Genomic DNA, 12,486 nt, shown 5'->3' with positions numbered 1-12,486 from the left:
GATTGATTATTCAAATGTGATCAGTAACTGATTTTTCTCCACATTTTCACCAGTTTTGGCTTTGATCGACTTGATAACACCTTCTCGAGGAGATTTAATGACATTTTCCATTTTCATGGCTTCTAGTATCAAAAGGGTGTCACCTTCATTTACTTGTTGTCCTTCCTCTGTTTGAATAGCCAGAATAAGTCCTGGCATTGGAGCTTTCAGATCTTTAACCAGTGTGGCTGCTTGCGTGTCCATTCCCAGTTTTTCGAGTAACTTATCCAACTCACTTTGCGCTTTTAACTCAAACCTCTTTCCATTTACCTTCAGCGTAAACTGTTTAGTGGTGTAGTTGGCTTCAATTACTTCAATCTGATAATTTTTATTGTTACTGATAACACTGAAGCTGCCGGCGCGAAGTTGTTTGATATCCAGGTTGGCTTTATTGCCATTGATCTGTAAGTTCTCTTTGTCCTGCTCGACTTTATACGTTCTGTCGTTTGTTGTAATCTCGGTCATAATAAAAAGTTGTGTTGTGTCTGGTTAGTGATAAAGTATTCAGATACTCCGTTGATATTATTTATTGTATTCTGTTTTAATATTGAATTCTTGTCCGCTCAAACCTAATGATTCACAAACAGGTTTAGAAAGTTTGATAATCACCCCATTGGTTCGTTCATGCTCAGGTAAAGCACCAACCACTCTGACCGCTGTATACTTACCATTTGTTGGGTTGATAACCTTGATAAATGAACCTACAGTTTCAGGTTTATAGAGTGCAATAGCCTTTGACATCGGACTGTTGGGAATTTCAACAACCAATCCTTTTCCACTCTCGGCATGAGGAATAAGAATGCCATTTTCTTTGGCTTCTGTAGCGTTCAAGTCTGCAACCGTCTTGTTGTACACATCAGGATTGGCTGTTTGTTGATGGGCGGTATTTGCATCATTAGGCAAAGCCGCCTGTTGGTAAATATTGTTGCCCTGTAATGACTCATAACCAACTATCAGTACCTGCGTAGGAAATATCTTGGCATTTGGAGCCATTTGGTTCCATGCTCTAAGCTGCTCTTCACTGATTTTGAACTTTCGAAGAATGTCATCCAATTGCTCATTGTAAGTAACCACATGCTTTATTGGAGCGTCAACTGCTTGAGCTGTTTCGGTTTTCTGAGTACTAGCCGAAGTAGATTTAATGATTAGACGTTGTCCTGGCAATACAATGTCTGTTGTAAGATTATTGGAGGTTTTCAGTTCCTCAGGAGAAATATTATACTGCTTTGAAATCTGGTAGAAGTTTTCTCCTTCTTTTACGACATGGTATTGTTGTTCCTTGCCATTTGCAGGCTTGTCTGTATTAGTAGGTTCAGCTGTTTTTCTGTACATACTTCCTATCAATACAGTAGGCTGTTGAGCTGTTTTAGGAGCTGGAATTGTCAGGCACTCACCAATCCTTATATAGGAGTCGACTTTGTTGTTAGCTTCCATCAAATCCTTTAGCGAGATTTTATACAGTCTCGAAATGGAAGAGAGTGTTTCGCCTTGTTCCACTTGATGCGTTCGTACCTCTTGAGCATCATGCTTAGTTGCTTGTGCGTTAGCCCCAAAAGCAAATGTGAAGAATAGCAAGAAACTAAGAAGGGTCTTTATGATTGAATTTAAATCTGCCATCATAAGTTAATTGGTTCGTTTTTATCTAGGTTGTATTCCTGATCGTGGAATATTAAGCATATTGTGAACTGTTTACAACCATTGCGCCATATCAATATGAATTTCTTACCTAATTTATATTCCTTTTAACGGTAAGCAAATAAGCTTTTGTTTGTTTTTGATATAAATCAGATGATTGTCAATAGTAATAAACGGTGATGAGGCTACTTCTTTGGTTGCTTCGTCCAGTGTATCTTGATACAGTAACTCACCATTCAGACTGAAAACCATAAGGCGCAACCTGACAGCTTCTTCAGTTCTTTCACTGAATGCCAAAACCAAGCAATTATCTAGCTCATGATACCAGACTGCCTGATATGGCGCTGCTTGAGCCTTTTGGAGTAGAAACCTTTCTAGTGTTTGGAAGTGTTCATTGTCCTGCTGGTAACAGGTTGGCTCTTCGGGCATATATTGCTGAGTAGGGGACAAGGTTTCAGGTTGATCAGTAAGTTCTTTTCCTGTTTGAAAGTCAAGTACCTTTTGTTCTGAATTAGACCTGACAACAACCCCATTGCTGGTGGGATATTCAAAAGCATAGCCTTCTTTTGTCCATAATGGCTGACCTGTATTCAAAGAATATGCGGAAGTGCTTTTGATTGTTGGTAGCTGGGACTCTTCATCATATTCATATAGAAAAAGAGTGTCTCTGATAGCAGCTGCCGCACCTACCCACCAGGTTTCTTCAGGTTGCATACCCTCCCATAATATCGAGGCTTCATTTAGTTTCAATGCTGTATAACTGACTTCCCTATTAGTCTCATTTCTTAGTTCAGCCACAAGAATATCCGAATGCTTGTCGTAAAGCAGTTGCCAGATCAGACTGTCAGGTTGCTGGTACTGAATTGTAGGTGACATATTAATATGGTTATACTGAGACAGGTCTCTGTATTGGTTTCAAATTGCAAATGTTATAGTTAGACTGTCAAAAATAGAAAATGTTTTAGAGAGCAGTAGATAATGGGGCTACTTTGAATATTTTCAAACATAAACAGCAGAAAAACACCTTTCAAGATATTTGGAAGAAGGAGAGGTGTCTCCACGATCCTATTGATGCACTGTGAAATATTCAAATAATCATTGGGGATCTGATTCAGCGGGCATTCAAACAACTTTTGAGCCTATTAGTTTCCATATAGGAAGAATTTCCATGCCCTATTGTAAGGCTGTAAGACTTGTTTATTTTTGCGATCGGCTAGCAAAGCCAGAATAACTATTGAAGGACAGAATATGAAGAAGACACTAATTCTGGGTGCGACTCCAAACCCTGAAAGATATGCTTACCGAGCTGCTCATAAGCTGACAGAGCATGGCCATGAAATTGTGCCTGTTGGTATCAAAAAGGGAGAGGTTGCTGGTCAACAAATCCTCAATGAGATGGGGACTCACGATGATGTTCATACTGTGACTTTATACGTGGGACCGCAGCATCAGCCTGAATGGTATGATTACATTTTAGGGTTAAATCCTGAAAGAATCATTTTCAATCCAGGTACAGAAAATCCTGAACTGGAGCAAAGGGCACAAGCGCAAGGGGTTGAAGTAGTAGAAGGGTGTACACTGGTTATGTTGTCAGTGGGAACCTACTAATGTTTGGCTAAAATCGAAGACTTGTGCTGAAGATAGCCTATTCACCTGTATATGTCCACGAACTGCCAGAAGGGCACCGCTTTCCTATGCTGAAGTATGAGTTGCTGGTAGAGCAGCTAATGTATGAAGGCATTATTACTGAAAAGCACCTTTTTGAGCCTCACCCTGTGGACGAACGCTATATTCTTGAGACACACGATGCCATATACTGGGATCGATTGAAAAAACTTTCCTTAGATAGGAAAGAGGTACGTCGTATTGGTTTTCCTCTTTCTGATGAACTGGTTCATAGGGAAATGGTCATCAATCAGGGATCCATTATGTGTGCAGAGTTTGCAATGGAATATGGTGTGGCAATGAATATTGCAGGTGGAACGCATCATGCTTTTGCTGATTGTGGTGAAGGATTTTGTCTACTGAATGATATAGCCATGGCTGCGAATTACCTGATCAATCACAGAGGAATCAACCAAGTGTTGGTTGTGGACTTGGATGTGCACCAAGGTAATGGTACTGCCAGTATTTTTCAGGGGAATGACAAGGTGTACACATTCAGCATGCACGGCGCCCATAATTTTCCATTACGTAAGGAAATGTCTGACCTGGACATAGGCTTGCCTGATGGGACAACAGACCAACCTTATCTTGATTTACTGGCGCATCACCTCAATGAATTATTGGATACTCAGAAACCTGAAATCGTATTTTTTCAGTCTGGAGTCGATGTGTTGCATACGGATAAGTTAGGAAGGTTGGCGATGACAATTCAGGGATGTAAGGAACGTGATAGGTTGGTACTTGAAGCTTGTCACAAAAGAGGGATTCCTGTTTGTGTAAGTATGGGTGGAGGTTATTCAGCACAGATACGTGATATCGTCAATGCACATGCCAATACTTTCAAATTGGCAGAAAGTATTTATGCTTAGTGTGACTGAATATTCATGTATAATTGTTAACAATATGTTAATAATTTTTAGTCTATTAGAAATATCTATGAAATAGTGGGTTATTTGTAGCTTCGATAAATATTGACTGTACAATACCACTATAAAATTGTACTAAACCAACAAAAACAAATTTCAAAATCAGAGTATCCTCTCAAAGGGTCTCATTCTGAATGTTAAGCATGGAATTCGGATTATTTGAAGTATTAAAATTGGTAGGCTCACTGGGCTTCTTCATCTATGGCATGAAGATTATGAGTGAAGGCATCCAAAACGTGGCAGGAGACAAGATGAAACAGATTCTGGCTGCGATGACCTCCAATAAGTGGGCTGGCGTTTTTACTGGATTTTTAATTACCACTATCATCCAGTCATCTTCAGCTACTACCGTAATGCTTGTGAGCTTTGTGAATGCCTCCCTGCTCACACTTGAGCAGTCGATTGGTGTTATCATGGGTGCAAACATCGGTACTACTGTAACGGCTTGGATCATTTCCATTCTTGGTTTTAAGGTGAAAATGTCAAAACTGGCGCTTCCAATCATTGCTTTTGGTTTGCCAATGATGTTTTTCTCTAACAAGAAAACTAAGCAATGGGGGGAAGTATTAGTAGGGTTTGCCCTTCTTTTCATGGGACTTGCAGCCTTGAAAGATTCAGTTCCGACGCTTTCTGCGGACCAGCTTGTTTTCTTGGAGCAGCTGACGGATTACGGTATTCTTTCGACAATGCTATTTGTCATGATCGGTACGCTGATCACGGTTGTAGTGCAGTCATCAAGTGCGGCAATGGCACTTACATTAGTGCTTTGTAACCAAGGTATCATTCCATTTGAAGTGGCAGCAGCCATGGTTTTGGGTGAGAACATTGGTACTACCATTACGGCAAACTTGGCCTCGCTAGTAGGTAATACTGCCGCTAAAAGAGCTTCACGTGCACACTTTATCTTCAACGTATTTGGTGTGCTATGGATGATCGCAGTGTTCCCTTGGTTCCTGAGAGGAATTGAATACTTTATGCTGAACTATACAGACTACGGTTCACCGTTTGTTAATACAGGTTCTGTAGCCATTGGTCTTTCAATCTTCCACACTTCATTCAACCTGATCAACGTAATGTTGATGATCAACTTGGTGAAGGTGATCAGAAATGTGGTAATCAAGATGGTGCCAGAAAAAGAAGGAGAGGATGACAAGTTTAAGTTGGTTTACATCAATACAGGTGAATTACTGACTACTGAAGCTGCACTAACTCAAGTGAAGAAAGAAATGGTTCGTTTGGGTGAGCAGATCACTGATATGTCTGGAAAGGCTAAGAAGATGTTGATGCTGAATGAAGAGCAGAAGCCTGAAAGAAAAATGCTGATTGAAAAGATCAGAAAAATTGAGGATGATCTGGATGAAGTAGAAGTAGAGGTATCTGATTACCTGCTTAAAATCTCTGAGTCTGGTAGTGTGTCTGAAATTGCAGCTCTTGAAATCCGTAGCTTGATGCGTATTTCGCATGACCTTGAGCGAATCTCTGATATTTATAAGAGTATGAGCTTTGTGGTGGAAAAACGCTATGGTGAAAAAATCTGGTTGACTCCTGAGCAACAGTCTGAGTTGTCAGAGTACTTCAGCCTGATTGACGAAGTACTTGAGCTGATGAACAAGAACTTGGCTGGTGAGTATGGAAAGGCTGACCTTGATGAGGCTAAGAAGCTTGAAAAGCGTGTTAACAAGAAGCGTAAAGAACTTCGTAAAGTGAATATGTCTCGTACTACTGATAAGGACGATCTGGTTCACCTGTTAGCTTATAATGACCTGATTTCCTCTATTGAGCGAGTAGGTGATCATATGCTGAATGTTTCTGAAGGCGTAGCTGGTGTAGTGGATTAATTCCTATATATCAGATAATATAAATTCAAAAGCTCCTGTGTTCATTTGAGAATGCAGGAGCTTTTTCTTTTTAAGAGATATTTGTCTTTTAGTCTGCATATTAGACTTTATCATGATTAGCATATTACTATTAAGGTCGATGACTGAACAACGTCGATGTTCCAATAAATAACACTTTCAACTCTTATTAGGGAGTCTCAAGAAGTTATTAACTCATCATTTTATAGAATCAAGTTCTAGCTTAGAGACCCCCTGTTTAAGTCTTGCGTATATTAAAAGATAAAGCCCCACAGGAAATCATAATTCCTGTGGGGCTTTTATTTTATGAAGAATAGGTAGTCTTATTTGCCAGCAATGATTTGCCATAGCTCAGTTCTTACGTTTTCATTGATGGCTATAGCGAGTATCATAGAAATAACAAGTCCAAACAGTGCTTTCAATAAGTCCTTTCGCATCATACGAAAGCTTTTCATTAGCGACATTTTCCGTTTGGAAGCTCTCTTTTTGCTAAAGCTGATGGCAATTTCCCGTCCTGCCAATAAACCGATAAATACCCATGTGGTACTCATTGGAATATTGCTTAGCCCTTTGAAATAAAATAACAGGATCGCATATACAAAATCTACTAAGGTTGCAGCTCTTATATCTGTTACCCCAGATTTTTCTGTTACAATATGTTGTATACGGTCACCTCTTAGATAAAACAGCAATCCTAAGCCTAGAAAGATAAATCCTGCAAACCCTAAGAACTGCTCTGTGCTCAGTTGTCTTGGGAGATACACTGCAATGTTAGCGGCGTCCTGTTGTATCCATGAAAACCAGAGTAATCCACTGGTAATCCACTGGATAGGAAGCCAATAGCTTGACGGTTTTCCTTTAACTAGTTTTGAAACGGTTTTGCTTACCAGAAACCAAACAACGATGGCAACAATAAATGCGACACCATAACCCATTAAACTTTTGGTGACAACACTTCCAATTGCTTTGCTACTGGATGTAAAAGAGTTGAGGATTAGAAAAGTTGTAGAAACGGGCATCTTCATCCTTGTAAGGATTAGCAGAATCAAAGGAGCTGCCAACTGAAGGAATGAAAAAGAAGTAGGAGCATTTTCAAAGCCTTTTGAAGCCAATCTGCCGGAACTGACATCCCCATTGTTGATCAGCCAGCTTTGCAATACGGCAGCTAAAAAGATGCCACCGATATAAAGCCATAAAACCCACCATTTGCGTGTAGCATTGGAAGCGATAAATGTCCCAATCGTTTGAATGCTGTCATTGGCAATAGCCGAATAGCCTGCCAGTCCGAAACCTACCCACATTGCCACCTCTGGATATGGAGTCACTAACGCACAAATCAGCGAAAGTGTGAAAATCAGGACGATAAAAAGTCCATCTCCTCTTGTAAGTTCAAAGATGGAATAGGTTGCTCTCTCGAGTTTCGCTGTTGTTACCTTCTGTTCCAATTTTTTTCTGGCCATGTGATTTGTCCAAGATATATTTTTGCACTATCAAGGTCACAGAAGTATTCGCTCTTGTATTCTTAAATTTGTCTAAAAAATTACCTGTGACCCTAACAATTGTGCAATTAAAGTATTTTCCTATAAGCGAATGTGAATGTAATATTAAATCCTTAACTGAAAGAAAAGGAGGTTGTTTTTGTTCGAAAAAGCAATATGTTCACTTTTTACTATTATCTTTTTAAAAAAGAAGTGTTCATTCACTTTTAGGGAAACTTAGAATAATAAAAATTGAGTCGGCAAAAATCACATTATTGTAGTTTTTTTGACCGATTTATTAGTATGTTTGTCGGGTGAATCAAGCTAACAGGCTCGATTTTGGTTGTCTGTAAGCGCGTGCTTGTATGACAATTTTTTATTTAAAATCATAAAGTCTGAATCTGACAAGGCTGATAGCAAACAGGAACTGAATATATATGGATACACTGTTAGATTTCGAAAAACCAATCGCAGAACTTGAAAACAAGTTAGCGGACATGAAACAATTGGCAACCGACAACCACGTAGATGTCGAAGAGGCCATTGTTGAGTTGGAGAAGAAGATTAAACACCTTAAAGAGAATACTTTTAAGAACCTGACCAGATGGCAAAGGGTACAACTTTCTCGCCACCCGGACAGACCATATACACTGGATTATATCTATGCCATCACCGATGATTTTATTGAGATTCACGGTGACCGTGCTTATGCAGATGACAAAGCTATGGTTGGTGGTTTCGGTACAATTGGTGATGAAACATTTATGATCATCGGTCAGCAGAAAGGACGTAATACCAAGCAGCGTCAGGAGCGTAACTTTGGTATGGCGAACCCTGAGGGTTACCGTAAAGCACTTCGCTTGATGAAAATGGCGGAGAAGTTTGGTAAACCAATTGTTACCTTGATTGATACTCCAGGTGCATTCCCAGGTCTTGAGGCTGAAGAAAGGGGACAGGCAGAGGCAATTGCCCGCAACCTGAAGGAAATGTTTATGTTGAAAGTGCCAGTTATCTGTATCGTGATTGGTGAAGGTGCATCAGGTGGTGCATTGGGTATCGCAATTGGTGATACAGTAATGATGCTGGAAAACACTTGGTATTCTGTGATTTCTCCTGAATCATGTTCTTCAATTCTTTGGAGAAGCTGGGAATACAAGGAGCAGGCAGCAGAAGCACTGAGACTTACAGCTACAGATATGAAAGGCTTCGGTCTGGTAGACCGTATCATTGAAGAGCCACTGGGTGGTGCACACACTGACCCTGTTACCATTTCCAATACGCTGAAAGCAGTAATTCTGGAAGAAACCAAGAAATTGCAAGAGCTCTCAAATGAAGAGCGTATCAGCAAAAGAATTGACAAATACGGATCAATGGGCGTTGTAAACGGCTAATAATCCATTGAGTTATAAAGAAAAACCTCCATATGCATGCATATGGAGGTTTTTCTGTTTTCAGGCTAAAGTGTAAAAGATATCTTTTTCAAAATCATGAAGCCTGATAATGCCTTCTTTTGTCAGGTCAATCAGGTTGCGTTTTGCCCTTCTTTCTGAAACGTTTACAAGGCGGGCATAGCCTTTTGAGGTGATTTTTTCGTATTTGTGCAGGTAATCAAGCAGCGATTCCTCATGGTTGGTGAGCCTTCTTCTCTCTTGTTCATCCTGCTGTTCTGCCAATTGGATGGTCATCCTGCTGGCAAGTACACTCATATCATTCATTCTAGAATAAGCATTCCATTCTTCTTTTTGACTTAATGAGAAATGCGGTTTTTGAGTGCTGTTGGGTACATGGGCAGCGAGCACAGTCTTGCCCTCTTCAGTTTCTACTTTTTCATAAGTTAGTTCAATTGGAGGATCACAGTAAAAAGTCGAAGCCTCGTTTAACAAATAAATTTCCTCTTCCGGATCCACACCTGTAATGTACTTGTCATCCTGAACGCCAATCAAAAGTATTCCGCCATCAGTATTGGCAAATGAGACGATAGTCTTGGCGATCTTGTACACGTTGGAAACGGTCTTTTTGAAGTCAAGCGTTTGCGACTCTCCTTCGGCAATCAGTTTTTTCAGATCTGAGAGTTCCACTGCTGTAAGCCCAAAGGGTATTTCGTGAAAAGATCAGTTGCTTAGCCGGCTGCAATGTGACTATGTAAAGAACTGGCAGCCCTATGTCTAGCATAATCTGACTATTCATTTTGAAATAAACAAGTCATCGTAGATGGCTAATGCATTATTTTAATAACTATCGTAAGGGCATTTGAGTTGGGAGCAAATATGAAATAATCGTTAAAAAGATCTTGACTGGAATTCGGTTTTAATATGAAAAGGGACAAATGAAGGGTGTTGTAGGTTGGTTAGGGAGAATTGTTTTTAATAATGTAAGGATTTGTAAATCAGTAGTTAATTCTAGCCTTTGACGATTGGTGAGTAGAATGCATTCTTAACAATCCAATTTTTCTTAATTTGGGCTTCAAAATAAGTAGATGGGCAGTCGCAATAGCCCTGATTTTTCCCTAATCATATATTTCAAAAAATTTCAAAAAACATGAAAAAAGTTTTCATTACAGCTTTAGCGATGCTGTTTATGCATCCGGTGCTTTGGGCTCATGAAGGCATGTGGCTGCCTTCACTGATCAAGAAGCTGAATGAGCAGGACATGAAAGAGAGTGGTTTTAAGCTGACTGCTGAGGATATTTATTCCGTTAACAAGTCAAGCATGAAAGATGCTGTAGTGCTTTTTGGCAGGGGGTGTACAGGAGAAATAGTCTCTGATCAGGGCTTGATCCTGACAAACCATCACTGTGGTTATGGACAAATTCAGGCTCACAGTACAGTTGAAAATGATTACTTGACAGATGGTTTTGTTGCTAAGGAAATGGGTGATGAGTTGCCTAACCCTAATTTGGAGGTGAGTTTCATTGTCCGTATTGAGGATGTATCAGCTAAGGTATTGGCTGGCGTAACAGACGAGATGTCTGAAGAGCAACGTGAAGGAATGATCAAGTCAAACAGTGATGCAGTGGCTGCTTCTGCTACGCAAGGCACTCACTATGATGCGATCATCAAGCCGTTTTTCTATGGCAACGAATACTACATGTTCGTAATGGAAACATTTAAGGATGTAAGATTGGTATTTGCGCCGCCATCATCTATCGGTAAGTTCGGTGGTGATACAGATAACTGGGTATGGCCACGTCATACAGGTGACTTTTCAGTTTTCAGGGTTTATGCAGGTAAAGACAACAAGCCAGCAGCCTATTCTCCAGACAATGTGCCTTTCAAGCCAAGACACCATTTCCCAATTTCATTGAATGGTGTTCAAGCTGAGGATTTCACAATGGTATATGGTTTCCCTGGTAGTACACAGCAGTATATTCCTTCTTACGGTGTTGAATATGTAACAGAAGTATCCAACCCAGTAAAGATAGGCATGAGAGATAAGAGCCTTGGCATTATCAAGGACGCAATGGAAAGTGATGATGCCGTGCGTATCAAGTACTCGGCAAAGCAAGCAAGAATTGCCAATGCATGGAAAAAGTGGATCGGAGAGAGCAAAGGTCTTGACCGTTTGCAAGCTGTTGAGGTGAAGCAAAATCAGGAGGAAGCATTCAAAAACAAGGCTCAGGGAACAGAATATGCAGGACTGTTGGATGAGTTCAAAGAAGATTATAACGCAGTTTCTCAATATCATTTGGCAAGGGACCTTTTTGTAGAGTACTTCTATTATGGTCCTGAGATATTACGTTTTGCTGATAGGTTTGACAAGTTGCCTACTCTGGCAGATAGTGAAGATATCAATGCCATTGTTAAGGAAGTAGAAGGGCTTTCAGGCGTTTCCAAAGGTTATTTTAAGGATTACGATACAGAAACAGACCGAAAGATCTTTGAAGCCCTTTCAGCTATGTATGCTGATGCGATAGATGAGGCATTTTTACCGGAGTCGTTGAAAGCGGCTAAAGCCTCGGGCAATTTTGCAAAACTGACAGAGACAATGTACAGCAAGTCTGTATTTGCTACTCAGGAAAAAGTGAATGGGTTGCTTTTAAAGGCTCTTGATGCGGCTGAAAAAGTAAAAGCAAACCCTGAGGATGAGAAAGCACAGCAGTCTTTGAGAAAAGCAGTTGCTGCTGTAGGTAAGAAAGTGAAGTCAGACCCTGCTTTCAAGCTGTCAAAAGAAATAACAGCAACTTACAACGATAAAATCAGGTCGGAATATGGGGAACTTTCTGCCAAGATTGACAAGAACATGCGAAAGTATGTAAAAGGACTTCAGACGTTTTTCCCTAACAAGAAATACTGGTCAGATGCAAACCTGACTTTGCGTGTTACTTATGGAAAAGTAGAAGGCTCGGAGCCACAGGATGGTATTGAGTACTTGCCATACACTACTTTGAAGGGGGTGATTGAGAAGCGTAGAACAGATGTACCTAAAACGCATGAGTTCTATGTTCCTGAAAAGTTGGTGAAGCTTTATGAAACTAAGGATTATGGTATCTATGGTCAGGGTGATGAGTTGGTAGTGTGTTTTACTGGTTCCAACCATACTACTGGCGGCAACTCAGGAAGCCCAGTTATCAATGCGGAAGGGCAGTTGATCGGTATCAACTTCGACCGTACATGGGAAAGCACGATGTCTGATATCATGTTTGACCCAGAGAAGTGCCGTAACATCGTAGTAGATGTGAGGTATGTACTTTTTGTAATTGACAAGTTTGGCGGTGCAAAAAGACTGGTTGATGAGATGACATTGGTAAAAGCAGAAGAACCTGTTGAAGTAGAGTAATACTTTACAAAGTTTCAATGTAAAAGGCCTGTATACCAGTGGGTATGCAGGCCTTTTTTATTTGATTGGTTTTGATTTGAAATCCAATTTTAAATAGGTGTCTTGTAATCA

Annotated in this window: 10 protein-coding genes; 5 read left to right on the top strand and 5 right to left on the bottom strand. The window is 40.2% G+C overall.

Translation table 11 applies throughout. From position 1 onward, the window contains the following. Window positions 1-6 precede the first annotated feature (6 nt). From V6R21_RS20595 to V6R21_RS20585, 3 genes are all read right to left on the bottom strand, one after another. Window positions 7-504, bottom strand: coding sequence for an acetyl-CoA carboxylase biotin carboxyl carrier protein subunit (locus V6R21_RS20595; protein ID WP_334245442.1), 498 nt, complete (start codon window positions 502-504; stop codon window positions 7-9). Window positions 505-561: 57 nt separating this feature from the next. After that, the gene (locus V6R21_RS20590; protein ID WP_334245441.1) at window positions 562-1,659 is read right to left on the bottom strand and encodes a LysM peptidoglycan-binding domain-containing protein; all 1,098 of its coding nucleotides are present in this window, start codon (window positions 1,657-1,659) and stop codon (window positions 562-564) included. Window positions 1,660-1,770: 111 nt separating this feature from the next. After that, window positions 1,771-2,550: a DUF4905 domain-containing protein gene (locus V6R21_RS20585; protein WP_334245440.1), complete on the bottom strand. Its 780-nt coding sequence runs from the start codon at window positions 2,548-2,550 to the stop codon at window positions 1,771-1,773. A 372-nt stretch (window positions 2,551-2,922) separates the two neighbouring features. Between V6R21_RS20585 and V6R21_RS20580 the strand changes: the two genes are divergently transcribed. The 3 genes from V6R21_RS20580 to V6R21_RS20570 all read left to right on the top strand — a co-directional run bounded on the left by V6R21_RS20580 (window position 2,923) and on the right by V6R21_RS20570 (window position 6,103). Then, window positions 2,923-3,282 carry a CoA-binding protein gene (locus tag V6R21_RS20580; protein WP_334245439.1) on the top strand — a complete coding sequence of 120 codons (360 nt, stop codon included), beginning with the start codon at window positions 2,923-2,925 and terminating at the stop codon, window positions 3,280-3,282. A gap of 23 nt (window positions 3,283-3,305) precedes the next feature. Continuing rightward, complete coding sequence (locus V6R21_RS20575; protein WP_334245438.1) at window positions 3,306-4,208, top strand: histone deacetylase family protein; 903 nt, start codon at window positions 3,306-3,308, stop codon at window positions 4,206-4,208. Between the two features lie 200 nt (window positions 4,209-4,408). After that, a complete protein-coding gene (locus tag V6R21_RS20570) occupies window positions 4,409-6,103 on the top strand; it encodes a Na/Pi cotransporter family protein (RefSeq protein ID WP_334245437.1) in 1,695 nt (564 codons plus the stop codon). 341 nt (window positions 6,104-6,444) lie between these two features. Here the strand turns inward: V6R21_RS20570 and V6R21_RS20565 are convergent, their stop codons facing one another. Beyond that, window positions 6,445-7,581: a hypothetical protein gene (locus V6R21_RS20565; RefSeq protein WP_334245436.1), complete on the bottom strand. Its 1,137-nt coding sequence runs from the start codon at window positions 7,579-7,581 to the stop codon at window positions 6,445-6,447. A gap of 455 nt (window positions 7,582-8,036) precedes the next feature. Here V6R21_RS20565 and V6R21_RS20560 point away from each other — a divergent pair, with 455 nt between their 5' ends. After that, window positions 8,037-8,990, top strand: coding sequence for an acetyl-CoA carboxylase carboxyltransferase subunit alpha (locus V6R21_RS20560; RefSeq protein ID WP_334245435.1), 954 nt, complete (start codon window positions 8,037-8,039; stop codon window positions 8,988-8,990). A 60-nt stretch (window positions 8,991-9,050) separates the two neighbouring features. On the opposite strand, the gene V6R21_RS20555 is transcribed toward V6R21_RS20560, so the two are convergent. Then, complete coding sequence (locus tag V6R21_RS20555; protein WP_334245434.1) at window positions 9,051-9,677, bottom strand: AlbA family DNA-binding domain-containing protein; 627 nt, start codon at window positions 9,675-9,677, stop codon at window positions 9,051-9,053. 460 nt (window positions 9,678-10,137) lie between these two features. Between V6R21_RS20555 and V6R21_RS20550 the strand changes: the two genes are divergently transcribed. Continuing rightward, window positions 10,138-12,375, top strand: a complete 2,238-nt coding sequence (locus tag V6R21_RS20550) for a S46 family peptidase (RefSeq protein WP_334245433.1) — start codon at window positions 10,138-10,140, stop codon at window positions 12,373-12,375. The last annotated feature ends 111 nt before the right edge of the window (window positions 12,376-12,486 follow it).

It is taken from the genome of Limibacter armeniacum (genome assembly GCF_036880985.1).
Taxonomy (GTDB): domain Bacteria; phylum Bacteroidota; class Bacteroidia; order Cytophagales; family Flammeovirgaceae; genus Limibacter; species Limibacter armeniacum.
Note: the sequence above shows the minus strand (reverse complement) of the source record. Positions and strands in the feature narration are given on the sequence as shown.